Raw genomic sequence first — 23937 nt, forward strand, 5'->3', positions numbered from 1 at the left:
GGTAAAGAGGGGAGAGCTTCCGGGCTCTCCCCTCTTCTATTGCATCCAGTGAATATCCGTGCATGAGCACTATGCACAATTACCGGTTGATTTTGTGCGATAAAATGCCCATTTTTAGGAGTGAGAAGAGTTCTCTTCATCGAGACCTCCGATCGACCTCTTACCGCTTCAAAAGATAAAATCAGCCGCCAGTCGAGCACCTTTTGACTATTTAGTCTGGAAGTTCTCCTCTGCGTGCTCTGCTAAAAAGCTAGTCATGCCCTCTTATGATGTAGGTCTCAGCCTTTTGCGGCAGCTGATTTTTGAGGGGATTTGAATGAAGACTGTCGTTATTGCAGGTGCAACTGGCTATCTGGGTTCCTACCTTGTCGCTCACTACAAGCAATTAGGGTGGGCTGTTCGTGCTTTGGTGCGTAATGAAGCTTCAGCGCGCACAAAAGGACTGGATGCCACCGAGTTTTTTGAGGGTGAAGCGACCAAACCAAACAGCATGATTGGTTTGATGGAAGATGCTGATTTGGTTGTTTCTGCGCTTGGCATTACGCGTCAAAAAGATGGTCTCACGTATCGCGACGTAGATTACAAAGCGAACAAGAACCTACTCGATTTAGCCGTTGAAAACAGTGTTCCGCAGTTCGCTTATATTCATGTTCTGAACGCCACCAAATTGCGAAATGTTCAGCTCGTCCGAGCCAAACAACATTTTGTGGAGACGCTTCAGGCAGCGCCGATCAAAAGCACTGTGATTTCTCCAAGTGGATATTTTTCAGATCTGGAGGAGTTTTTGGATATGGCGAAATCTGGTCGCGTGTATGTTTTTGGTTCTGGCGAATACCGTATCAACCCCATTCATGGCGCTGATCTGGCAGCAGCTTGCTATGAAATTATCGATGCTGGTCAGGCCTTTGCTGAAGTCGGCGGCCCCGTTAAATATACCCATAATGAGCTGGCGGAAATTGCATTCAAGAGTCTGAACAAGAAAGCCAAGGTGACGCATCTTCCGAACTGGATCAGCGTCGCTGCGCAACGTGCGTTTGAGACTTTCACTTCTGTGAAGACATACGGGCCCATCCAATTTTTCCTCTGCGTGATGCGTATGGACATGATTGGCAAGAGTTATGGAAAAATGCGGTTGGAAGACCATTTTGCGCATGTTTTGGAAAAAGAAACGCAAAATAACGCTTAGGAACGCAAATCAACGCGTCGCTCTGTTAGCTGAAAATTGGCTCTGCTGAGCTGCGTGTAGCCATGCGATAACGACTGCCCGGATGAACGAGGCGTACATAGGTGACGCCTTTGCCAATAATCCACGTCCGACGTTCTATGGTGAACACGGGTTCATTGCCTGCAAGTTGCAGGAGCCTTTGCTCTTCAGCCGTGGGCGTATCTGCACGGAATACATGCTCGATATTGGGATGAGGTACGCGTTGTAGCAGCCATTCGTTTGGGCCGATATCTGCAAAGCTTTCGTCCAGAGCCTCGGGCAGCGTGATCAGGTTAACCCAGCGCACATCCAACTGTTGCGGAATACCATCACCGTAGTGCAAGCTCTTCAGAAACAACGCTTTTTCGTTTTCTTTCAACCCGAGTTGCGCGCGTATATCTTCCGGCGGCAATGCTTCAATACGCTCTAATAGAAGGTATTTGTAGGTCTGCCCCTTGTTTTCAATCTCCTGCCGAATAACAGGGATCGTGAGGGTTGCCGGATGGGATTTTGGCTGAATAACGCGTGTTCCAGCCTTGCGGCGACGCTCAACCAACCCTGCATCAGCCAGCTCGCGCATGGCACGGTTTACGGTTGTACGGGTACAGCCAAAATCTTCGGAGAGCGCTTGTTCACTGGGAAGTAAATCACCGGGTTGCCATTGATGGCTGGTGATCCGTTCCTGCAAAATGCCTCGGATTTCCTTGTAGGATCTCAAGCGCTCGTCCTGCCTTTATACATCGTTAGAAGTGCGGTGGTGTTAGGCTGCTTCCAGCAAAACTGCAAGCTGTTCCCGGTATTTAGCGGTAATTTCCTGCCTGTGAATATGCTGCCCGTTTTGCACCATATGGCGCCCTGCAGACCAGACATCCGTTACAACGCGGTCATCACCCGCAAAGATCCAGTAGTCCAGATATTGATTGGGCTTCAAGCCTGTGAACTCCACGCGAGAACTATCAATGGCAACAATATCGGCAAGATAACCCTTTGCAAGAACTCCCGTATTCCGGCCAAGTGCCTGAGCTCCGCCTTTTGCCGCAGCTTGGAATAATGCTGTGCCGACAGACCCCTCGCCCAACAACATTACATTGCGCGATTGATCTCTAAGGCGTTGGCTATATTCCAGAATCCTCAGTTCTTCTGCGAGCGAAATGCGCAGATTGCTGTCTGACCCTATGCCGTAAACACCACCGGCTTCTATGAAGGTTGGGCCGTTGAAAATACCATCACCAAGGTTTGCTTCCGTAATGGGGCATAGACCCGCGACTGCACCTGCCTTTGCCATTGCGATCGTTTCGGCTTGTGTCATGTGCGTCGCATGCACAAAGCACCAGTTATCGCGCACATCCACATTGTCGAGCAACCATTCGATAGGTCGTGCACCTAACCATTCCTGAACAGCTTCAACTTCCTTCATCTGCTCGGAGATATGGATGTGAACTGGCTTCCCTGCAAACGTCTCTGCGATTAGGCGCAGTTGCTCTGGATTAGTTGCTCTGAGCGAGTGCGGAGCTATGCCGACCTGACAATCTGAAGGTAATGAGTTTGTGAGAGATTTATCTGCTGCTTCAATAAGTTGCAGGTGTCGATCCAGATCATTTCCGAACCGTAACTGCCCTCCGCTGAGCGCTTGTTCTCCGGCCCCGCCATACGAATACAGCACCGGTAAATGGGTGAGGCCAATGCCCGTTTGGCTGGCTGCTGCGAAGATGCGATTGCTCATTTCCGCGAGGTTCGCGTAAGGCGTTCCATCGGGTTGATGGTGGAGGTAATGGAACTCGCCTACGCTTGCATAGCCAGCTTCCAACATCTCCATGTAGACAAGCGCTGCGATCGCCTCAACCTGCTCTGGCCCCAACTTGCCAAGGAAGCGATACATGAGTTCGCGCCATGTCCAGAAGCTGCCTTTTCCCTTTTGGCGCACCTCGGTCATGCCTGCCATTGCCCGCTGAAAGGCATGAGAGTGCAGGTTTGCAGGAGCTGGACAGATGAGTTTGTCCTTACCAGAAATTTCACCAGCACGAGGCTCAACACCCGTCTCTATAGATGTGATTATGCCCGTTTCATTCACATGCAGTCGCACGTTTTTTGTGAGACCGTTGGGAAGTAAAGCCTGCCCTGCAAAGATAGATTTCATTGTCTGCTCAATAGGTTTGGCGTGAAAGTTTGATCAATCCTGATCAGTCGAACCCATATTAAGCATATACATAAAGCAATTTCACACAACCATACCAATTGTCTAGGATATCCCGATACTGGACGGAAACTGGCGGAATTTAGCGAAAATATTTGGATCTAGGGCACATATGCTCACGCAATGCTCACATTTCACAATTTTTATGTATAGACATTATATGATTTCCATGTAGATTTTTACTGAAGTGATTTCACGTGGAATCTTGGGAGGATCCATGACAAGCGGGGCAACCGTACTCACCAACCTCAATGCTGCAACGTTGTCTGCGGATGCAGATGGTTATGGCCTTATCCCCGATGCTGCTCTCGTTTTGGATGCAGGTAAAATCTGCTGGATTGGCGCCCGAAAGGACCTGCCGTCCGATTGGGAAACCGCCCCCCAAGTGGATTTGGAAGGCCGCCTCGCGACTCCATCTCTCATCGATTGCCACACGCACATTGTTTATGGCGGCTCCCGCGCTCGTGAGTTTGAGATGCGCCTTAATGGTGCAACCTACGAAGAGATCGCCCGCGCCGGTGGCGGCATTCGCTCCACTGTGGCCGCAACCCGGGCGGCAAGTGAAGACAAGCTGCTGGCTGATGCCTTGCCGCGCGTGGATGCGTTGCTGGGTGAAGGTGTCACGCTTTTAGAAATTAAATCTGGCTATGGGCTTGATCTAAATACCGAATTAAAAATGCTGCGTGTTGCGCGGAAAATCGGTGAGCTGCGGCCAGTTCAGGTTCTCACCACTTTCCTTGGCGCTCATGCGTTACCGCCGGAATATGAAGGCCGGAGCGACGAGTACATCACATTCGTCTGCGATGACGTGCTCCCAGCCGTTCAGGCGGAAAATCTGGCTGATGCCGTTGATGCGTTTTGTGAAGGCATCGCCTTCTCACCTGAGCAAGTCTCCCGCGTGTTTGACCGCGCGCAAGAGCTTGGTTTGCCAGTCAAAATTCACTCAGAGCAATTGTCCAATCTAGGCGGCACAGCTATGGCTGCCAACCATAAGGCGCTGTCTGCCGATCATCTTGAATATCTGGATGACGCTGGCGTTCAGGCCATGAAGGACGCGGGAACTGTGGCGGTTCTTTTGCCGGGAGCCTTCTACTTCCTTCGTGAGACCAAGTATCCGCCGCTTCAACCGTTGCGTGATGCTGGTGTTCCAATCGCTTTGGCGACAGATGCCAATCCTGGGTCTTCGCCTCTCACCTCGCTGCTGCTTTGCATGAACATGGCCTGCACCTTGTTTCGCATGACACCGCAGGAAGCGCTGGCAGGCATCACCCGCAACGCAGCAAAGGCGCTTGGTCAACACGCCAATAGCGGCACGCTGGAAGTTGGAAAAAAAGCCAATATCGCTATCTGGGATGTGCAAGAGCCAGCTGAACTGGCCTATCGCATTGGATTTAACCCTTTGAACCGCCTGTATTTCCTCGGCGAAGACATCACAAAAACATAAACAGTTTAAGCACTGAGGCACCTCATGAGCACGACCCCACATACATCACCTAAACAAACGCTGATTCTGAAGCCAGGTGAGATTAGCTTGTCGCAGCTTCGTCAGATTTTTCGTGAAGACGCGAACGCGGAGTTAGACCGGTCCTTCAAACCCGGTGTGGATCGCGCCGCCGCTATTGTACACGCCGCGGCACAAGGTGAAGCAGCGGTTTATGGTGTGAACACTGGCTTCGGGAAACTGGCGTCTGTCAAGATTCCGCCTGAGGACACAGCAACCCTACAGCGCAATCTCATTCTCTCTCACTGTTGTGGTGTTGGCGACGTTCTGCCGCAAAACATTGTGCGCCTTGTCATCGTGCTCAAATTGGCCTCCATGGGCCGTGGCGCCTCTGGCTCACGCTGGCAACTGATTGAATGCCTTGAGCAAATGCTTGCACAAAATGTTGTGCCTGTTGTTCCCGGTCAGGGCAGCGTTGGCGCGTCTGGTGATCTTGCTCCGCTTTCCCATGTTGCTGCGGTGATGATTGGTGAAGGGGAGGCATTTTTTGGTGGCGTTCGTATTTCCGGCAAGGAAGCGATGCAACTGGCGGGCATCCAGACCATTGAACTTGCTGCAAAAGAAGGCCTTGCGCTGATCAACGGGACGCAGGTTTCAACGGCTCTTGCACTGGCTGGCCTGTTCCAGGCGCATCGTTTGGCACAGACAGCGCTCATCACCGGCGCGATGTCTGTTGATGCTTTAATGGGCTCCGGTGCTCCGTTCCGTCCTGAAATTCATGATCTTCGCGGGCACAAAGGGCAGATTTCAGCCGCTGCAACTATCCGCGAGTTGATGGTCGGCTCTGCCATTCGCGAGAGCCATCGGGACAATGATGAGCGGGTACAGGATCCCTACTGCATGCGCTGTCAGCCGCAAGTTATGGGTGCTTGTCTTGATTTACTGGCCCAAGTTGGGCGCACGCTCGAGATCGAAGCCAATGCAGTCACGGATAACCCATTAGTGTTTGCAGATGGGTCTATCGTTTCCGGCGGCAATTTCCATGCAGAGCCTGTTGCCTTCGCGGCGGACCAGACGGCACTAGCTATTGCAGAAGTTGGCGCAATTACACAGCGACGCATTGCAACGCTGGTTGACCCAGCCGTGAACTATGGCTTGCCAGCGTTCCTGACCCCGAAGCCGGGTGTCAATTCCGGCTTTATGATTGCGGATGTGACATCTGCCGCGCTCTACAGCGAGAACAAGCATAAAGCGACTCCGTGTTCCGTAGATTCCACCCCGACCAGTGCCAATCAGGAAGACCATGTTTCTATGGCAACCCATGCGGCTCGTCGTTTGATTGAGATGAATGCTAATCTTTCCAAGATTATCGGCATTGAATTGTTGATGGCCTCTCAGGGAATTGAGTTCCGCATTCCGATGAAAACCAGTCCGGTTTTACAAGGGGTTCTTGCAGCTGTCCGCGCTGAAGTTGAAGTGCTTGAAGACGACCGCTACATGGCTCCTGATTTGGAGAAAGCTGCGGATCTTGTTGCGTCTGGCAGCATTTTTGAGGTTGCGGATTCAGTTCATTTTTTCCAACTTGAGGAGGCTTGATTGACCTATTCCTTCTCCCCGTTGATCAAACGTGGTGACAGCCCAATTGTCCTTGCTCAACCGCATGGAGGGACCGATGTTCCGCTCACAGTTTGGGGAAAATTTAATGATGTAGGTCAATCACTTGCCGACACGGACTGGCACATCAACCGCCTTTATGATGGACTGCTGGAAACCGCCAGTGTAATCCAAACTCCAATGCATCGGTACGTCATTGATGCAAACCGCGATCCTGCCGGTGTCTCGCTCTATCCGGGCCAGAACACGACAACTCTGTGCCCGCTGACGGACTTTGATGGCCGTCCGATTTATCGTGATGGTCAGGAGCCGTCAGAGGATGAAGTCGAGGCACGACGTGCTGAGTTTCATGCACCCTATCATGAGGCAATTGCTGAAGAGCTGGAGCGTGTTCGCCAGAAGTTTGGTGTAGCTGTGCTTTATGATTGCCACTCAATCCGATCTAATATTCCGTTTTTGTTTGAAGGTGCGCTGCCTGTCTTCAACATTGGCACCAATGGAGGCCTGACCTGCGCACTACAGATTGAAGCCATCACGGTTGACAGCTGCCGCCAAGACGAGAGTGTGGAGACCGTTGTGAATGCTCGCTTTAAAGGGGGGTGGACCACACGCCGCTACGGGCAGCCGGAGAGCGGTATCCACGCCATTCAAATGGAAACAGCGCAGCGGGCTTACATGTTTGAGCAGAGCCCTTGGACTTATGCTCCTGAGCGGGCAAATAAAACGCGCGCTGTTCTCAAAACCATTCTTTCCAAGCTAGAAGCGCAGGCCCTTTCCGGGGAATTTGCAAGCGCCACAACTCGTCGCTAACGGAGCAGATAATGACCGATACGCTCAACACAGATCCGCGTAAAAACACACGCGATATCTATCCACCAACCGGACCTGAGCTGACTGCGAAAAGCTGGCTGACTGAAGCGCCGCTTCGTATGCTCATGAACAACCTGCACCCTGATGTGGCAGAAAACCCTCATGAGCTGGTGGTTTATGGTGGTATTGGCCGTGCTGCCCGGACTTGGAAAGACTTCGACACCATTGTCGAAACTCTGAAAAACCTGAATGCTGACGAGACCTTGCTGGTTCAATCTGGCAAGCCCGTTGGTGTGTTCCGCACGCATGAAAATGCGCCGCGTGTGTTGATCGCCAACTCCAACCTTGTGCCTCATTGGGCAAACTGGGATCACTTCAACGAGCTGGATAAAAAGGGTCTTGCCATGTACGGCCAGATGACTGCTGGCTCATGGATTTATATCGGCTCACAAGGCATTATTCAGGGCACTTACGAGACCTTTATTGAGGCAGGGCGTCAGCATTACGACGGCAGTCTCAAAGGCAAATGGATTTTGACCGGTGGCCTCGGTGGCATGGGCGGTGCTCAACCCCTTGCTGCTGTTATGGCTGGGGCGTGTTGTCTCGCGGTTGAGTGTAACGAAGACAGCATTGATTTCCGCCTGCGCACCAAATACGTCGATGAAAAAGCCAAGACGCTGGACGAAGCGCTGGAAATGATTGAGCGCTGGACGACTGCTGGCGAAGCAAAATCCGTTGGTCTGCTTGGCAATGCTGCCGATATTTTTGCTGAATTGGTAGAGCGCGGCGTACGCCCGGATATCGTGACGGACCAAACATCGGCCCATGACCCGATCAACGGTTACCTCCCACAGGGCTGGACCATGGCTCAGTGGAAGGAAAAACGCGAGAGCGACCCAAAAGCCGTGGAGAAAGCTGCACGGGCTTCCATGAAGGTGCACGTGAAAGCCATGCTGGACTTCCATGAACGCGGTATTCCAACTGTCGATTACGGCAACAACATACGTCAGGTGGCCTTTGACGAGGGTCTGGAGAACGCGTTTGATTTCCCGGGCTTTGTTCCTGCATACATTCGTCCGCTGTTCTGTAGGGGCGTTGGACCGTTCCGTTGGGCTGCTCTTTCCGGTGATCCAGAGGATATTTACAAGACCGACCAGAAGGTGAAGGAGCTCATTCCTGATGACCCGCACCTGCACAACTGGCTGGATATGGCGCGGGATCGGATTGCATTCCAAGGCCTGCCTGCTCGTATTTGTTGGGTTGGCTTGGGTCAGCGCGATCGCCTTGGTCTCGCATTTAACGAGATGGTTCGTAATGGCGAGCTTAAGGCACCGGTTGTTATTGGCCGTGATCATCTGGATTCCGGTTCAGTTGCCTCGCCAAACCGCGAAACCGAATCCATGAAAGATGGATCTGATGCTGTTTCCGATTGGCCGCTTCTCAACGCATTGCTGAACACAGCTTCCGGCGCCACATGGGTGTCTTTGCACCATGGCGGCGGCGTTGGCATGGGGTTCTCACAGCATTCTGGCATGGTAATTTGCTGTGATGGAACACCAGAAGCTGACGAGCGTATTGGCCGGGTTCTTTGGAATGACCCCGCAACAGGTGTGATGCGCCATGCGGACGCAGGCTACGAATTGGCAATTGAATGCGCCAAGGAGAATGGTTTGAACTTACCATCTCTTGGCGACTAAGCTCAGGGTAAGGAACTGGCTCCGGGCAAACGACTGGGTACAGCCACTTAGTGGGCTTACCAGGTTTTTGAGGGTGAAACGGATGAGGGACCGCTTCTTGTGGCCCCTTATCAGCTTAGTTTTTGAGGGGAAAAATTATGAAGAGACGTGATTTTTTAAAAAGGCGCAGGTGTTGCTGCAACGGGCGTTGCTGCTGCTTCCGCTTTGGCTGCTCCTGCTATTGCATCTGACACAATCAAATGGAAGATGGTCACCTCGTGGCCTAAAAACCTTCCCGGTCCAGGTGTTGCGGCGCAGATGCTTGCAGACCGGATCACCATGCTTTCCGGTGGCCGTATTGAAGTGAAGCTTTATGCTGCTGGTGAACTTGTCCCGGGTCGCGGCGTGTTTGATGCTGTTTCCGAAGGGACTGCAGAGCTTTACCACTCTATGCCGGCCTACTGGGGTTCCAAATCCAAGGGCTTCCTGCTGTTCGGTTCTCAGCCATTTGGTTTGACTGCTGACGAACAATACGGCTGGATGGCGCATGGCGGCGGTCAGGATCTTTACAATGAGATGTATGCACGCTTCAACCTGAAGCCGTTCCTTTGTGGCAACTCTGGCCCACAGGCCGCTGGTTGGTTCCGGACTGAAATCAACTCCGCTGAAGACCTGAAAGGTCTGCGTTTCCGCACCACGGGTCTTGCTTCTGAAATGTGTACCAAGATGGGCATGGCAGTTCAGGCGATGGGTGGCCGTGACATGTTCCAGGCGCTGCAAACTGGCACTCTGGACGCAGGCGAGTTCATTGGTCCATGGATCGACTCAGCCCTCGGCTTCTATCAGGTTGCCAAGAACTACTACTTCCCAGGTGTTGGCGAGCCCTCTTCTGCTGAAGAATGTGCCATACATTCTGATGCGTACGAAGCGCTTCCAGATGATCTGAAGCAGGTTGTCGCGTTTGCGTGTTCCTCGCTCTACAACGATGTGTGGACTGAATACACAACCAATCATGCGAAAGCACTGAAGAAGCTGGTTGCTAAAAAAGGCGTTATCGTCCGCACTATGCCAGAGGACGTCATTCTGGCGATGGGCAATGCGGCGGGTGAAGTGATTGGCGAACTCCGCCAGAACGATGATGAGCTTGTGAAGCGCATTACTGAAAGCTTCCTCACCTACCGTACATCAATGAAGGAATACAAACATCTGGCAGACAATGGCCAGATGAACATGCGCCTTCTGGACTTCAACTACGGCTAGATCGCGCTTACGCCTCAGTGACACACGTTGCTGAGGACTGCGACTTACATCGATCTATGGATGACACTCCGATGAGCGCCGTCCATTCTCCATGCTTTTTGCACACGAATAAGAACGCGCTCTGGCCTGATCGGATTTCACCGATGACCTCTGTTATTTCGAAACTGGATGCCATCAACCGCATGGTTGGGCACACCATTCGCTGGTTTGCTCTCATCATGCTGCTGCTGCAGTTTGCCATTGTGCTGCTGCGCTATCTGTTTGGCATCAGCTACATCTTCCTCGGAGAAAGTGTTTTGTATATGCATGCCGCAATTTTCATGCTGGGTGCTGGATACACGTTGCTGGCTGATAAGCATGTGCGCGTCGATATCTTTTATGGTCAGGCGACTCCGCAAACAAAGGCTGTGATCAACATCATCGGGGCGGTTCTTTTCCTGCTGCCTACAGTTGGCCTGCTGCTGTGGGTCAGTTGGCCATTTGTATCCAACAGTTGGAAGATTTTTGAGGGACCAATTTCAGTTGGTGGCATTCCTGCAAGTTACCTTCTGAAAAGCCTCATTCCTGCTTTCTGCCTTCTACTCATAACCCAAGGTATTTCTGGAATATTGCGCGACTTCTTGTTTTTGAGTGGCGTCTCAGTTGAGGAGCCTAAACTGTGATCGAGTTTCTCGACATCTTCATGTTTGCAGGATTGTGTTTTGCCATGCTGCTTGGCTATCCCATTATTTGTGTTCATGGGTTTGGTTCTGGAACGCAGCCGGATTGCGGAAGACCTGCTGGAAGAGATGGCCAAGCTGTTTGGTTCACTACGCGGCGGTTTGGGTATCTCCGTGGTGCTCGTGGGCGGGCTATTAGCAGCCTCTACAGGAACTGTTGGCGCGACGGTTGTGACAATGGCACTGATTGCTTTGCCAACTATGCTGCGTAATGGGTACGATCCGAAGCTGGCTGCTGGAACGGTTTGCACAGCCGGTACATTGGGTCAGATCATTCCACCTTCAACGCTGCTGATCATCCTGTCTGAGGTGATGTCCAACGCCTACCAGCAAGCTCAGTTTGAGGAAGGCAAGTTCACCGTTGAGACCATTAGCGTAGGGCAGATATTTTCTGCAGCTTTGTTTCCTGGCCTGATGCTGGTTGGCGTTTATGTGGTCTACATTCTGGTACGCGCGTATTTCCAGCCAAGCATCGCACCTGCAATGGATCAAGAGCTGCTCGGGAAACCATCAGTGTCCCGGATTGCCTCCGTTTTGGTCCCGCCCGTTGCGTTGATCGTTGCAGTGCTGGGGTCCATTCTCGGTGGTATTGCTACGCCGACAGAGGCAGCTGCTGTTGGCGCTGTTGGTGCGTTGTTGCTGGCGGGATTCCGACTTGGCAATGGACGGTCGAACTTGCTTCTGGCCGCAAGTGTTGCGGCGCTGTTGCTGGTCATCTTCCTTGCTGGTTCCACCACCATTCGTTTGCAAAAGAGTGATCTGAGCGCAACGGACTGGATGCTTGCAGCCATCGCTGTGGCTCTGCTCGCGGTGGGTGTGAGTGGTTTGGCTCAGAGCATACTGCGGATGTGGCGTTCTCAGCTGCTGGCGCCTGTGATGACCAATACGCTGTCTATCTCAGCTATGATCTTTGCGACCATAATTGGTGCAAGCGTCTTCTCGCTGATCTTCCGCGGTTTGGGTGGGGACACGCGCATCGAGGAGCTGATTTCTGCTATGCCGGGCGGGGAGATGGGCGCACTGCTATTTGTGATGGCACTCATATTTGCACTCGGCTTCTTTATGGATTTCGTCGAGATTTCCGTGATCCTGCTGCCGATTGTCGGACCAACCTTGTTGATGATGGGCTTTGATCCCATCTGGCTGGCTGTGATGATCGCGATCAATCTGCAAACCAGTTTCCTGACACCTCCGTTTGGATTCTCCCTGTTCTATCTGCGTGGGGCTGCTCCGCCGGAGATTACAACAGGCATGATCTACAAGGGCGTGTTTCCATACATTCTGCTGCAGATTGTTGGTATGGGGTTGATCTGGTTCTTCCCGCGGATTGCGACTTGGTTGCCGTCGATACTTTACTGATCACAGTACGAAATTGATACCTAAAGGCTGGAACTCGTTTCCAGCCTTTTTCTACATGCGTTTTTCCATAAAACTTTCAGGTGGGATCCATGTTTCCGGCATGTGTTTGTTGGCCCAACGACACATCTCCTGAAGCACCGGCAAGATCTCCTGCCCTCGCTCCGACAGCAGATATTGGTAACGCTTGGGGTTTGACTGGTAGAGCTCCTTTGCCACCAAACCGGCAGCTTCCAACTGATTAAGTCGCACTGTTAAAACGCTTGTCGTTATTTTCTCAGGTGATTTCAAAAACTCTGAGAAGATTTTTTTTCCGTTGAACATGTCCCGCAAGATCAGGAGGCTCCAGCGGTCTCCGACAATGTCCAGCGTATTGGCAATGGGACAGCCGGATCGAATTTCAGTTGACATACTGCCGTTCTCTCCTATTGTAAGTAGTGACTTGCAATTTACAAGTTACTCAATCATGTATCAACTCTGACTTTGGATAGTATCATGGAAAGCGCATTTACAGGGTCCTGCCTATGCGGGAATGTACAACTGAAATCAGCAGTAAAGCCGCAAATTACTGCGCATTGCCATTGTGAGGACTGCCGAAAATCATCCGGGACAGGACATTGCACCCATGCTGCTGTGCCTAAAGAGGCCGTCGAGGTAACTGGCAAACTCAGTTTCTTCGACAAACCAGCCGATAGTGGAAACGTTGTGACACGTGGGTTCTGCCCAACGTGCGGCAGTGCTGTCTACTCGCTCAATTCTGCCATGACTGATCTGATTTTCATTCGTGCATCAGCTGTTGACCAGCCAGAAGTTATTGACCCACAAGTCGTAGTCTATTCCAGCAGAGCTCCGTCTTGGGACAAAATTGACGAAACATTGCCAGCTTTTCCGGAGATGCCTCCACAGGGCTCACGTGAGATAATTGAAGAAGGTGTCAACACCTAGCCCCCTCGCCTGTAGGACAAGAGAGTGGATACCCCCAACGTACTGCTGTCTGTTCATCCTAGCACAAAAGGAAACGGGAAACACAGAGAAAGGGAGGTGTCTCTACATTGCCAGGGAGATAAAGATACCTGCAATTGCCGCACTCATGAGATTTGAGCAAGTTGCAGCAACAAGTGTGCGAGGGCCGTATTTTGCGATGAAGTTCATGCGGGATGGAGCAAGAACGCCGAGGCCACCGATGAGGATACCCATGCTTGAGATATTCGCGAAGCCACACAGAGCGAAGGAAATGATCGCTTTGGATTTTTCTTGAATAACAGGCAGACCCATCTCAATTGCGGTTGAATCTACGAGGTAGTTCTTCAGATCAAGGTAAGCAACGAACTCGTTGACAACCAGTTTCTTACCGATCAAAGAGCCTGCAACATCGATATCAGCCAATGGAACACCGAGCAGATACGCAATTGGTGAGAAAACCCAGCCGAGGATCAGCTCAAGAGACAGATCCAACCCAGCAAAGCCACCGAGACCGCCCAGCATCAGGTTCACTAGAGTGATCAAGCCGATCATTGCAACGAGGTTTGCACCTATTGCACCAGCCAGCTGAAGACCGTTCATAGCGCCCTGACCAGCAGCGGCTAGCACGTTTTCTGGCTTTTCATCGCTAAAGCTGATGTTCTTTTCAACGGTGTAGGTAATGTCTTTGGTTTCTGGAATGATCAGCTTTGCAAAGAGCAAGCCGCCGGGAGCAGCCATGAAGGATGCAGCCAAGAGATACTCAATCTGTACACCCATCAGAGCGTAACCACCTAGAACAGTACCCGCTACGGACGCCATCCCCCCACACATAACAGCGAAGAATTCACTGTCAGACATGCGGGACATGTACGGCTTAACAACCAGCGGCGCTTCTGTTTGACCAACGAAGACGTTGGAAACGGCAGACATCGACTCTGCCTGTGAGATACCAAGCAATTTTGCCAAGCCTCCACCAATGTAGCGGATGACGAGCTGCATGATGCCCAGATGGTAAAGCACTGCAATCAGAGCTGAGAAAAAGATAACCAGACACAAAACATTGAAGGCAAAGACAAAGCCGACCGTATCGCTCAGTGCACCGTTTGTCAGGTTGCCAAACAGGAAGTTGATGCCGGAACGACCACTGTCGATGACAGCGGAAACGCCGTGTGACATTGCTTCCAGAATAGTGCGACCTACTGGAACATAAAGGACGAACGCACCGATACCGATCTGGAGTGCAAGTGCGCCGCCAACTGTCCGAAGTTTGATCGCTTTGCGATTGGTTGAAAGCGCATAACCAACCGCGATGAGGGCTATAATACCGAGAAAACCTGTTGCGAACATGTGAGCTCCTCCCAGAGGCTCTTTGGGGTTTTTTATTGTTATTAATTGGGGAGAATTAGAAGTGCTTTTTGACGAAAGCTTCGATCAGGCCGACGAAGTCCCCTTCAGCAAGCTTTGCGCAGGCCAGTGTTTGCTCATGCGAGAGTTCAGTCTCTCCGAGACCTTCTGCCATGTTGGTGATTGCACAAACTGCGAGAACAGGAAGACCGCAGTGAGCCGCTGAGAGAACTTCAGGGACGACAGACATACCGACAACATCGCCGCCGATAACCTGCATCATCCGGATTTCTGCAGCTGTCTCAAAGTTTGGACCGGTGTAACCAACAAACACACCTTCGTTGAGGTGGATGTTGTTTTCTTTAGCAACCGCCAAAGCTTCTTTGCGAAGTTCTTTATCGTATGCATTTGCGACAGAGAAGAACCGTGGGCCGTATTCTTCATCATTAACGCCTACCAGTGGAGATTCTGGCATGGTGTTGATGTGGTCATTGAAAACAACCAAGGAACCAACATCAATCCGATCTGGTCTCAGAGAACCAGCCGCGTTGGTCACAAACAGCATTTCACAGCCCAGCAGTTTAAAAGTGCGGACCGGAGTGGTCATAACTTTCATGCCGTGGCCTTCGTAAAAGTGGCCGCGACCTTTCATGCAAACAACGTCAACGCCATGCATTTTGCCCAGAACCAACTCACCTGAATGGCCGTGAACTGTGCTGATTGGAAAACCTTCTAATTCTTCATAGGGAATGGAAATTTTATCTTCCATCTGATCGGCGAGTACGCCCAAGCCAGACCCAAGAATGAATGCAGCGCGTGGCTGGAATCCCGGTTTGCGATCTAAGATCGTTTTCATTGCCAGTTTCGGAGCGTCCAGAACCATGATTTACCTCACCTTTTAATCAATTCCCTATGGTGAGGCCAACCTAGTCGCCTGCAAGGCATTTATTAAGTTTTTTAAATATATCAATCGTTTCGATACTCGAAACAAACTAGAAAAAATTACGTAGAAAACCACCTTCAGGTAGGGGGTATTTCGTAGCAAATAGATGTTGCAGGCTTTAAAGATTAGAAATAGTAGGGAGCTGGTGGTTACAACCATGCAGTCAAAAAGAAAAACAAAATAAATTCATGCACGATCTAATCACATCAGGACGCATTACTTTCCGTATGCTGCGCTATTTTCATCAGGTCGCAGTAAGCGGGCATTTCGGTCGTGCTGCTGAAGAACTGAATATCTCCAAGTCCCCAATGTCTATTCAGATCAAGGAATTGGAGGTTGCTCTCGGCTTGTCTTTATTTGAGAGAGATTCCCGGAATGTGTCTTTGACAGCCGCAGGACGCTTGCTTCAGCGTGAATGTGAGCAGATTTTCAGTGCTCTAGACCATGCAATTACGAAGACGCAAAAACTGGGTCGCGCGGTTAATTCTACACTGAATATCGGGATCGTGAGCAGCGCGTTCCTAGACGGCTTTGCAAACCTACTCTCAGACTTTAGAGGGAAGCACCCTGACTGTACGCTGAACTTTACCGAGCTTGCACCAACTCAACAAAAAAATGCGCTTGATGCTGGCAGAATTGATCTGGGTATTTGCCGCCATGGGGACACCCTCAATTCTCCGAGCATGAACTCTATCATCCTCGTGAAAGAGAACCTCACACTTGCCGTGCCGAGCACGCATCCCCTCAAGGATAGACGTGTTGTTTCTCTTGCTGAGTTGAAAGAGGAAGACATGGCCGTGCTTGATCGGACTATGTCTCAGGCTACGCCATTGCTGATCGCCAAATGCAGAGAGCACGGCTTTTACCCTAAGACTGCGTTTGAGGTGATTGAACCAAGCACGTTACTGGCTCTTGTGGCATCGGGTCAGGCAGTTGCATTGATAAGCGATTGTTTCCGCAGTCAAACTTCGAAGAACGTTCGATTTATTCGGTTGAAGGAGGAAATTCCTTCTGACCTCTGCGCCATCTACAAAAAGCAGAATGATTCAAAGGTTGTGAGGAAGTTCCTTCACTTCATTGAGTTCGACTACAAACCGCATTTTGGCGAAACTTAAGCCCTCTCAGTTTTTTGGGTTACAACTGCTGAGGTTTCCATGCGGTTGCCAGTGTCTGTGTTGAACAGATGAACACCTGCTAGCGTGAGCTCCACATAGACTGCGTCATCTGTTTTATGGTTGATCTCCGGGTCTTCCCTAACAACGATATGCTCACCGGTATCCAGTTCAACATGCACAAAGGTTGTGTCACCGAGATATTCCTCGAGAAGAACCTTGCCGGGCAAGAAGCCCTCGGCTTTTTGCTCATGCAGTTTGCAGTGTGATGGACGAATGCCCAAGGTAACGTTGGCAGGCATCACAGAGGCTTTGCTGGTTATTGGAAGCCATGAACCATCGTGCAATTGACAGCCCTTTGCCTCAAATTTTTGAAGCTTCAGAAAGTTCATATTTGGAGAGCCGATAAAGCTGGCCACAAACAGATTGGCTGGCCGCTCGTAAAGATCCCTTGGCGTGCCGATCTGCTGAACTTCACCGCCATTCATCACCACAATACGGTCTGCCAGCGTCATGGCTTCTACCTGATCATGGGTAACGTAAACCATGGTCGCTGAGAGGCGTTGATGCAGGCGTGCGATTTCCAACCGCACCTGACCGCGCAAAGCTGCATCCAGGTTTGAAAGAGGTTCATCAAACAGAAAGATCTTCGGGTCACGTACAATCGCGCGGCCAATAGCAACACGCTGGCGCTGACCTCCGGATAGCTGCGAGGGTTTGCGATCCATGAGCGGTTCCAGCTCAAGGGCACGCGCGCTTTCGGCCACACGCTTTTTAATCTCAGTCTTGGAATACCCGGCTTGCTTAAGAACCAGCTCCATATTCCCGCGCACATTCAAATGCGGGTAAAGCGCATAGGTTTGGAACACCATGGCGATTTCGCGTTTGGAGGGCGATAGATGCGCGATGGATTTTCCGTCAATGGCGATGTCGCCCGCGCTCTCATCCTCCAATCCTGCCATAATGCGCAAGAGTGTGGATTTTCCGCAGCCTGACGGGCCAAGCAAAACGAGGAACTCACCGGACTTGATATCCAGATCAATCCCATCCAGAACGTTCTCGGCACCAAAGGACTTGTAGAGAGATGTGATTGTTAAATTGGCCATATTACAAGTCCAGTTTCTGAGCATTACCAGTGCGAACTGCCTGATCTGCTGCCAACACAACAGCCAGAGAATTCACCGCTGCGTTCATGTGGTCTTCCAGATCGAGGTCATCCTGAATTGCCTTCAACACGAAAGCTTGCTCGCGATCACACAATGCCTGATGACCCGGCTCACCTTCCATGCTGAGCATCTCATCCTTGCGGGTGAAGGTGCCGTTAGCATCTGTTTCGCCATAGTGAACGCGGATTGTCGACGTTTTGGTATGCATGTCGATATCGTCGGAGCGAGCTTCGTCTTCCATAACAATGGAAACACTGCCGTTTTTGGAGATCACGTCTTTGACGAAGAAGGCCGTTTCCGACATCATCGGACCCCAACCTGCCTCATACCAACCTACAGATCCATCTTCGAACAACACCTGTAAATGGCCATAGTTGTACATGTCATCGGGCAGTTCATCACTCAAACGAACACCCATGCCACGGACTTCGATCGGCTTGGCATCGGTTATCTGGCACATGACATCAATGTAGTGCACGCCACAGTCCACGATAGGTGATGTTGTCTGCATCAACTGCTTATGGGTCTTCCATGTTGCACCGCTGGATTGCTGGTTCAAATTCATACGGAAGACATATGGACCACCTAGATTTCTCGATTGCGCGATCAGCGTTGTCCAAGACGGATGATGGCGCAGGATGTACCCAACCACCAGTTTACGTCCCAGTTTACGTGCTGTCTCCACCACGCGCTGCGCATCTTCCAGAGTAGTTGCAAGCGGCTTTTCAACAAACACGTCCGCGCCTGCTTCCATCGCCATGACGGCGTAATCTGCATGGCTGTCAGAATAGGTACAGATGGACACAAGATCAGGCTTTGTTTCCGCCAAAGCTTCTGCAAAGTCATGTTGAATTGAGTGGTGCTTCAGCTCAGTTGGCAGTTCAACAACTGATCGGTTGACCAGCGCCACGATTTCGAAACCCGGATTGGCTTCATATGCCAAAGCGTGGGAACGGCCCATGTTGCCAAGACCGGCAGTGAGTACGCGAATTGGTTTGTCACTCATTTGACTGCCCCAGATGTTAGCCCGCTAATGAGTTGGCGTGAGAAGACCGTGTACAAAACGAGGACTGGAATAACAGCCAATGCCATCGCCGCGAGAATTGCGTTCCAGTTGTTTGTGAACTGCCCAACAAACACCTGTGCCCCAAGTGTGAGTGTTTTGGTGCTTTCTGATGGTGCCAAAATGAGCGGGAACCAGAGATCATTCCAGATCGGAATCATAGAGAACACAGCGACAGTTGCAAGCGCGGGTCGCACCAAAGGCAAGACGAGACGGAGGAAGATCGAGTATTCCGAAAGGCCATCAATTCGCCCTGCGGACTTTAAGTCAGAAGACACAGACGCCATGAATTCGGAGAGAATGAAGATTGCCAGTGGCAAGCCTTGCGCGGTGTACACTAGGATCAACGCCCAGTGGGTATTCACCAGATTGGCGGCGACCATCAGCGTTAGAATGCCGACGGTGCCAAGCCGGATCGGGATCATAATACCCAGAGCCATGTAAAGGCCCATGAAACGGTTGCCGCGAAACTTGTACTCACTCAACGCGAAGGCAGCCATTGCCCCAAACAAAAGAATAAAGAACAAGCTGGTTCCGGTCACGAATAAGGAATTCCAGAAATACAGCGGGAAATTGCCCTGCTGCAGAACAGTAGAGTACCCTACCAGATCCAACGTTTCTGAAGTTGGAAGTTCCAAAGGCGCCCGGAAAATTGCCTTCTTAGCTTTGAAGGAATTGATGACAACGAGAATAACAGGAAAGAGCGCAATCACTGAAAAGGTTAGCAGGATTGCATGAGCGCCCAGTTCCGCCACTCGGTTTCGTCTTGCACGAGAAATAGCCATTTTTGCCTCACATCTCGTAGCGCGTCAGCTTGCGCTGAACAAAGAACAGATAGAAGGCAACGCCAATCAGAATGATGAAGAACATCACCGTAGCAATTGCGGCCCCCATATTCGGGTCTCCCGGCTGAAGTTGCTGCCCGTAGAACGTTCGGTAGAGGATCGTTCCGAGTAGATCCGTCGAGAAATTTGGCCCCGCAAGCGGACCTTGCGTCGTGTAAATCAAGTCAAACGCATTGAAATTACCAACAAACGTGATGATCGAAATGATGCCGATGGTTGGCAAGATCAAAACCAGTTTGATCTTAAAGAATTGAGAAATTCCCGTCACGCCATCGCACTCAGCAGCTTCAATCACTTCCTCCGGAATGGAGAGGAGCGCCGCATAAATAAGCATCATCGGGATACCGACAAATTGCCAGACAGAGATGAGAGAGAGCGTTGTCAGAGCGGTTTCTTCCTTGCCCAGAAATGGCATGAACCAACTGCCAAGACCAACAGACTTGAGCATGCCTTTGGAAACACCCCAAAGTGGCGATAACATCAATTTCCAAACGAAACCAACCACCACGAATGAAAGCAGCGTAGGCATAAATATGGCTGTGCGATAAAGCTTTTTACCAGGTAAATGCACCATAGAGAGCAAGGCTGCGATCAAGATGCCCAGAGGATTCTGCACGAGCATATTGATGAAGAAGAAATAGAAGTTATTCCAAAGCGCATTGAAGAACGGCTTGACCCAGAACTGATCAAAAAATAACCGAGTGTAATTCTCCAATCCCACAAAGGAGATCACTTGCGTTGTTGTGTCTCTTTGGAAAAACGAGAACCGCAGAGTTTCCGCCAGGGGCAGGATCATAATCATCGTATAGACGAGGACCGCCGGTGCCAAAAAGACGAGGATATGCCAGCGAAAGGGCCTTTTTTTCGGCGCGCTTTCCAGAAGGTCTTGTTCCACTTTCACCATCTCTCATTGGAAAAGGCAGATGCGCGAGCGAGCCGCACACCTGCGTAATATTAAAGGCTAGGAGAGGTGCCTTAGTCTTTCTGCGGATCGTACCAAGCGCTCAGGCCAACCTGAAGCTGGTTAACAGCTTCCTGAGGTGTCTGAGAACCGTTGATTACGTTTGCAGAAACGCCCCACATCTCGTTCCAAAGATTTGGCGTGCCGCGAGACACGATCTGAGCAGCAGAACGATTGGTGGACTGACAATCTTTACGCCATGAGATGAACTCATCCGCGAGCGGGTCCTTCAAAGAGATCTCATGTTTGGATAGTGAGAAGAAGCCAGGAACCGCGTTGGAGTACAGTTCTGCAAATTCTTTTGTTCCCATCCACTCCAAGAACTTCTTAGCAGCTTCTGAATTTGGAGACGCAGCATTCAGACCAATACCAATGTCAGTGTGGTCAGAGATATAACAGGAGTCGCCAGCCTTAGGCAGAGGTGGACGGAAAGCGCCCATTTTGAACTCTGCATCACGGTTGAAGCCAGCAATTTCCCATGAACCAGCCGGGTAAATTGCTGCACGACCTAACGTAAACAGGGTTTGGCTGTCCGGGTAGGACTGAGCTTCAAAGCCATCCCCCAGATAAGGGCCCCATTTTGCAAGTACTTCAAATGGCTTGACCCAACCTTCATCAGTCAACTTGCCAGAACCATCAACGATTGATTTGCGGCCTTCTTCACCCTTCCAATACATTGGACCAATGTTTTGATAACCCATCGCAGCGGCTTCCCACTGGTCCAGACTACCCATTGCCATTGGGGTGTAGTTGCCGTCCTGCTTAATCTTCTCAAGAACAGCCATAAACTCTTCCTGAGTATTTGGTGGTTCTATGCCGATTTCAGCAAAAGCATCTTTGTTGTAAATGAAGCCGTGGATTACAGCCGCCATAGGTACACAGAACGTTGCGCTGCCGTCGTCTGTGCTCCATGCGCCCTTCGCAGAATCCGGGAAATTATCGAGCGTGGTCATGCCCTGCAAATTGGCCAGGTAGCCTTTGTTGTAAAGATCCAATGAACCATCAAACGGACGACAGGTGATCAAATCGCCAGCAGTTCCACCGTCCAGCTTAGCGTTCAACGCTGCGTTGTACTGAGTTGGCGCTGTTGGCGAAAACTTGATTTTGACCTCTGGATTGGCGGCCATAAATGCTGGTAGGATTGTGTCCTGCCAGATGCTTAGGTCGTCATTACGCCAGCTTTCAATTGTCAGCTCCGACGCAGCAAACGCGAATGATGCAGAGCCTAAAAGTAAAGACGCAGCAATTCCTGATGACAAATAATGTTTCATAAAGTCCTCCCATAATTAATAAACGAATATCGCTTCTTAAATTAACGATATCGCAATTCCCTCGTCCTCCCCAGGTCAAGAGAATATTCCGCATTCTGGTTCCAAATGCCAACACTGACATCCGCCGCGTTAGCTTCCCCAGCATAAGCTCGGTGGAACAGTCGCCCTCACTCCTACTAGAGCTTGGTTAGGCAATTCAGTTGATCGCCAGATTAAGTCTGTAACCCCAGTATCTTCAGAGATTCTCCCAAATCTCCAAGGTTCTCAGCAAGCACTGTTGATGCTCTCTGTTTATCTGCTCCCAAAACCAAAAGAACAGCAAGCTTTATGTGCTTGTTACTTTCTTCCAGAGCTTGAATAGCTTGTTCTTGAGCGCATCCCGTAAGAGAGATAACCATATCTCTGGCGCGGTCCTCAAGCTTTTCGTTGGTCAATTGCATATCGACCATATATCCACGAAACACCTTTTTCAGGCGCACCATAAGCGCTGTCGAAAAGAGATTAAGCGCTGCCTTCTGACTGGTGCCAGCGGAAAGGCGCGTGGACCCAGCAAGAACTTCAGCACCTGTATTCAACAAAATACCGTGTTCAGCATCTTTCAGCAGCGGACTTTCGGGATTGTTTGCAAGTGAGATTGTAACGGCCCCTGCAGCTCTGGCAGCTTGCACTGCAGCGCGGGTGTATGGCGTTGTTCCACTGGCTGCTAAGCCAATCACAACGTCTTTTACGCCAATGTGATTTTCGAGAATAAAGGATTGCCCACCAGGAGCACTATCTTCAGCACCCTCCTGCGGACGCAACAGACCGGCCTCGCCACCGGCAAGACCGTATATAAGCCGTTCTTCTGGCCAACCAAATGTGGGAATAAGCTCAATACCGTCAAGTACTCCCAGACGACCTGATGTACCAGCACCGATGTAGACCAGACGACCTTCCCCATCTTTCAAGCGCTCTGCAGCAGCCTTAACAGCATCTTCAATTGGGCCAAGCACGGCCCACACTGCATTAAGAGATTGCATTTGCCCGCCTAAAAGAGCCTTTAAAACGTCCCCAATCTCCCAAGTCTCTAAGCCTTCAAAACGAGAAGACCGTTGTTCGGTCTCCCGCCAATCCTTTGGCTTTGAATGTTCAAAATTTTGCTTTGGATTGGACATATTGGACACGTGACTCTCCCTGATACCAATAGCATACCAAAAACTTAAAATATCGCAATGATATATTAGAGATAAGCTGTGTAATGAATTATATTCAGATTTATGACGGGTTTAGATTAGATTCTTACATCTGATAGGTATTGATTTGGCTTTCTATATCCATCAGAGGCAGGAAATTACAAGCCCTCACAAAGCTATTCGCGGATAAGTATGCAGCAGAAAACATCCGCATGAACAACGTACTTCCCGGCTTCATCGACAGCTTGCCAGAGAAGGAAGAGTTCCGCTCCCGCATTCCAATGGAACGCTATGGCAAGACCGAGGAAATCTCGGCAACCATCAGTTTCCTCGCCTCAGAAAGAGCAAGCTACATAACAGGCTAAAACCTCCGCGCAGACGGCGGCATCACACGCTCCGTGTAAGACACAACGGAGGGAACCTGCTCAGATTTACCAGGTTGTGTCGCAAAGTTTAGTCGGTTTCCAACTCTGATTGTTGCGTTTGCAACCGAATACGCTCTGAATTCATGGTTTGAGGTTTGCTGAGTTGACCAGTTTTAAAGGCACCCATTACTCTAAAGACGTGATTTTGCATGCGGTGTTCTTCTCGGATCGTTATTCCGTCTCTTACCGTGATCTTGAGAAGATCATGCTGGAACGCCGCGTTGAAGTTCTAAACACTGGAAATTTCTTCTTGAGTTTTAAAAGTGCGCATCCAGATAATATCGGCTTATTGCGCAGTTTTTTCAATCGTACATATTGGTTTCACGAGTCTTTCTTGTTCTGGCTGGTATTAACTCGCTGATTTGGATGCTGGGAAAAACTAAGATTAGCTTGACTAC

The 23937-nt window shown here is 50.6% G+C and carries 20 protein-coding genes and 3 pseudogenes; 12 read left to right on the plus strand and 11 right to left on the minus strand.

From position 1 onward, the window contains the following. Window positions 1–316 precede the first annotated feature (316 nt). Window positions 317–1186, plus strand: a complete 870-nt coding sequence (locus BLS62_RS16660) for an SDR family oxidoreductase (protein ID WP_093182926.1) — start codon at window positions 317–319, stop codon at window positions 1184–1186. A gap of 25 nt (window positions 1187–1211) precedes the next feature. Here BLS62_RS16660 and BLS62_RS16665 read toward each other — a convergent pair whose 3' ends face one another. Together BLS62_RS16665 and BLS62_RS16670 are read right to left on the minus strand one after the other, a co-directional pair. Further along, on the minus strand, window positions 1212–1922 hold the full coding sequence (locus tag BLS62_RS16665; protein ID WP_093182929.1) for a UTRA domain-containing protein: 711 nt from the start codon (window positions 1920–1922) through the stop codon (window positions 1212–1214). Between the two features lie 42 nt (window positions 1923–1964). Further along, window positions 1965–3341, minus strand: a complete 1377-nt coding sequence (locus BLS62_RS16670) for a formimidoylglutamate deiminase (protein WP_093182932.1) — start codon at window positions 3339–3341, stop codon at window positions 1965–1967. A 274-nt stretch (window positions 3342–3615) separates the two neighbouring features. On the opposite strand from BLS62_RS16670, the gene hutI reads away from it, so the two are divergent. The 7 genes and pseudogenes from hutI (at window position 3616) to BLS62_RS16705 (ending at window position 12277) form a co-directional block, all read left to right on the plus strand. Continuing rightward, window positions 3616–4842 carry an imidazolonepropionase gene (gene hutI / locus BLS62_RS16675; RefSeq protein WP_093182936.1) on the plus strand — a complete coding sequence of 409 codons (1227 nt, stop codon included), beginning with the start codon at window positions 3616–3618 and terminating at the stop codon, window positions 4840–4842. A gap of 24 nt (window positions 4843–4866) precedes the next feature. Continuing rightward, complete coding sequence (gene hutH, locus BLS62_RS16680) at window positions 4867–6435, plus strand: histidine ammonia-lyase (RefSeq protein WP_093182940.1); 1569 nt, start codon at window positions 4867–4869, stop codon at window positions 6433–6435. After that, complete coding sequence (gene hutG, locus BLS62_RS16685) at window positions 6436–7263, plus strand: N-formylglutamate deformylase (RefSeq protein ID WP_093182943.1); 828 nt, start codon at window positions 6436–6438, stop codon at window positions 7261–7263. 11 nt (window positions 7264–7274) lie between these two features. Then, window positions 7275–8960, plus strand: a complete 1686-nt coding sequence (hutU, locus tag BLS62_RS16690; RefSeq protein WP_093182946.1) for a urocanate hydratase — start codon at window positions 7275–7277, stop codon at window positions 8958–8960. A 137-nt stretch (window positions 8961–9097) separates the two neighbouring features. After that, window positions 9098–10199 (plus strand): annotated as a pseudogene (locus tag BLS62_RS16695) (TRAP transporter substrate-binding protein). 143 nt (window positions 10200–10342) lie between these two features. Beyond that, the gene (locus BLS62_RS16700) at window positions 10343–10861 is read left to right on the plus strand and encodes a TRAP transporter small permease subunit (protein WP_093189062.1); all 519 of its coding nucleotides are present in this window, start codon (window positions 10343–10345) and stop codon (window positions 10859–10861) included. Between the two features lie 51 nt (window positions 10862–10912). After that, a complete protein-coding gene (locus BLS62_RS16705) occupies window positions 10913–12277 on the plus strand; it encodes a TRAP transporter large permease (protein WP_348271867.1) in 1365 nt (454 codons plus the stop codon). A 51-nt stretch (window positions 12278–12328) separates the two neighbouring features. Here the strand turns inward: BLS62_RS16705 and BLS62_RS16710 are convergent, their stop codons facing one another. Continuing rightward, complete coding sequence (locus BLS62_RS16710; protein WP_093182949.1) at window positions 12329–12685, minus strand: winged helix-turn-helix transcriptional regulator; 357 nt, start codon at window positions 12683–12685, stop codon at window positions 12329–12331. An 84-nt stretch (window positions 12686–12769) separates the two neighbouring features. Between BLS62_RS16710 and BLS62_RS16715 the strand changes: the two genes are divergently transcribed. Next, a complete protein-coding gene (locus BLS62_RS16715) occupies window positions 12770–13219 on the plus strand; it encodes a GFA family protein (RefSeq protein WP_093182952.1) in 450 nt (149 codons plus the stop codon). Window positions 13220–13321: 102 nt separating this feature from the next. On the opposite strand, the gene BLS62_RS16720 is transcribed toward BLS62_RS16715, so the two are convergent. Then, window positions 13322–14584, minus strand: coding sequence for a NupC/NupG family nucleoside CNT transporter (locus BLS62_RS16720; RefSeq protein WP_093182955.1), 1263 nt, complete (start codon window positions 14582–14584; stop codon window positions 13322–13324). A 55-nt stretch (window positions 14585–14639) separates the two neighbouring features. Continuing rightward, window positions 14640–15464 (minus strand): xanthosine phosphorylase, encoded by an 825-nt coding sequence (gene xapA / locus BLS62_RS16725; RefSeq protein WP_093182958.1) that lies wholly within the window; start codon window positions 15462–15464, stop codon window positions 14640–14642. Window positions 15465–15712: 248 nt separating this feature from the next. On the opposite strand from xapA, the gene BLS62_RS16730 reads away from it, so the two are divergent. Then, a complete protein-coding gene (locus BLS62_RS16730) occupies window positions 15713–16639 on the plus strand; it encodes a LysR substrate-binding domain-containing protein (RefSeq protein ID WP_093182960.1) in 927 nt (308 codons plus the stop codon). Here BLS62_RS16730 and ugpC read toward each other — a convergent pair. The 6 genes from ugpC to BLS62_RS16760 all read right to left on the minus strand — a co-directional run bounded on the left by ugpC (window position 16636) and on the right by BLS62_RS16760 (window position 23096). Continuing rightward, entirely contained in the window at window positions 16636–17742 is a 1107-nt protein-coding gene (gene ugpC, locus BLS62_RS16735) for an ABC transporter ATP-binding protein (RefSeq protein WP_093182963.1), read from the minus strand. The two genes, BLS62_RS16730 and ugpC, sit on opposite strands and share 4 nt — an antisense overlap. Window position 17743: 1 nt before the next feature. After that, entirely contained in the window at window positions 17744–18808 is a 1065-nt protein-coding gene (locus tag BLS62_RS16740; protein WP_093182966.1) for a Gfo/Idh/MocA family protein, read from the minus strand. After that, window positions 18805–19650 (minus strand): carbohydrate ABC transporter permease, encoded by an 846-nt coding sequence (locus BLS62_RS16745; RefSeq protein ID WP_093182969.1) that lies wholly within the window; start codon window positions 19648–19650, stop codon window positions 18805–18807. The genes BLS62_RS16740 and BLS62_RS16745 overlap by 4 nt, the downstream gene beginning before the upstream one ends. Window positions 19651–19657: 7 nt before the next feature. Beyond that, window positions 19658–20614 carry a carbohydrate ABC transporter permease gene (locus BLS62_RS16750; RefSeq protein ID WP_093182971.1) on the minus strand — a complete coding sequence of 319 codons (957 nt, stop codon included), beginning with the start codon at window positions 20612–20614 and terminating at the stop codon, window positions 19658–19660. Window positions 20615–20685: 71 nt separating this feature from the next. Beyond that, window positions 20686–21942: an ABC transporter substrate-binding protein gene (locus BLS62_RS16755; RefSeq protein ID WP_093182974.1), complete on the minus strand. Its 1257-nt coding sequence runs from the start codon at window positions 21940–21942 to the stop codon at window positions 20686–20688. Window positions 21943–22154: 212 nt separating this feature from the next. Then, the gene (locus BLS62_RS16760) at window positions 22155–23096 is read right to left on the minus strand and encodes an N-acetylmuramic acid 6-phosphate etherase (RefSeq protein ID WP_093182977.1); all 942 of its coding nucleotides are present in this window, start codon (window positions 23094–23096) and stop codon (window positions 22155–22157) included. A 176-nt stretch (window positions 23097–23272) separates the two neighbouring features. Here BLS62_RS16760 and BLS62_RS16765 point away from each other — a divergent pair. After that, window positions 23273–23479, plus strand: a pseudogene (locus BLS62_RS16765) (SDR family oxidoreductase); the annotation flags it as partial. A gap of 163 nt (window positions 23480–23642) precedes the next feature. Then, a pseudogene (locus BLS62_RS16770) lies at window positions 23643–23768 on the plus strand (IS6 family transposase); the annotation flags it as partial. Window positions 23769–23937 lie beyond the last annotated feature (169 nt).

Source organism: Pseudovibrio sp. Tun.PSC04-5.I4 (genome assembly GCF_900104145.1).
Taxonomy (GTDB): Bacteria; Pseudomonadota; Alphaproteobacteria; order Rhizobiales; family Stappiaceae; genus Pseudovibrio.

What these genes read in the sequence shown, in the direction of transcription:
- BLS62_RS16660 (WP_093182926.1), top strand. Translation starts at nt 317, where the DNA reads ATGAAGACTGTCGTTATTGCAGGTGCAACTGGCTATCTGGGTTCCTAC.
- BLS62_RS16670 (WP_093182932.1), bottom strand. Translation starts at nt 3,341, where the DNA reads ATGAAATCTATCTTTGCAGGGCAGGCTTTACTTCCCAACGGTCTCACA.
- hutI (WP_093182936.1), top strand. Translation starts at nt 3,616, where the DNA reads ATGACAAGCGGGGCAACCGTACTCACCAACCTCAATGCTGCAACGTTG.
- hutH (WP_093182940.1), top strand. Translation starts at nt 4,867, where the DNA reads ATGAGCACGACCCCACATACATCACCTAAACAAACGCTGATTCTGAAG.
- hutU (WP_093182946.1), top strand. Translation starts at nt 7,275, where the DNA reads ATGACCGATACGCTCAACACAGATCCGCGTAAAAACACACGCGATATC.
- BLS62_RS16700 (WP_093189062.1), top strand. Translation starts at nt 10,343, where the DNA reads ATGACCTCTGTTATTTCGAAACTGGATGCCATCAACCGCATGGTTGGG.
- BLS62_RS16710 (WP_093182949.1), bottom strand. Translation starts at nt 12,685, where the DNA reads ATGTCAACTGAAATTCGATCCGGCTGTCCCATTGCCAATACGCTGGAC.
- BLS62_RS16715 (WP_093182952.1), top strand. Translation starts at nt 12,770, where the DNA reads ATGGAAAGCGCATTTACAGGGTCCTGCCTATGCGGGAATGTACAACTG.
- BLS62_RS16720 (WP_093182955.1), bottom strand. Translation starts at nt 14,584, where the DNA reads ATGTTCGCAACAGGTTTTCTCGGTATTATAGCCCTCATCGCGGTTGGT.
- xapA (WP_093182958.1), bottom strand. Translation starts at nt 15,464, where the DNA reads ATGGTTCTGGACGCTCCGAAACTGGCAATGAAAACGATCTTAGATCGC.
- BLS62_RS16730 (WP_093182960.1), top strand. Translation starts at nt 15,713, where the DNA reads ATGCACGATCTAATCACATCAGGACGCATTACTTTCCGTATGCTGCGC.
- ugpC (WP_093182963.1), bottom strand. Translation starts at nt 17,742, where the DNA reads ATGGCCAATTTAACAATCACATCTCTCTACAAGTCCTTTGGTGCCGAG.
- BLS62_RS16740 (WP_093182966.1), bottom strand. Translation starts at nt 18,808, where the DNA reads ATGAGTGACAAACCAATTCGCGTACTCACTGCCGGTCTTGGCAACATG.
- BLS62_RS16745 (WP_093182969.1), bottom strand. Translation starts at nt 19,650, where the DNA reads ATGGCTATTTCTCGTGCAAGACGAAACCGAGTGGCGGAACTGGGCGCT.
- BLS62_RS16750 (WP_093182971.1), bottom strand. Translation starts at nt 20,614, where the DNA reads ATGGTGAAAGTGGAACAAGACCTTCTGGAAAGCGCGCCGAAAAAAAGG.
- BLS62_RS16755 (WP_093182974.1), bottom strand. Translation starts at nt 21,942, where the DNA reads ATGAAACATTATTTGTCATCAGGAATTGCTGCGTCTTTACTTTTAGGC.
- BLS62_RS16760 (WP_093182977.1), bottom strand. Translation starts at nt 23,096, where the DNA reads ATGTCCAATCCAAAGCAAAATTTTGAACATTCAAAGCCAAAGGATTGG.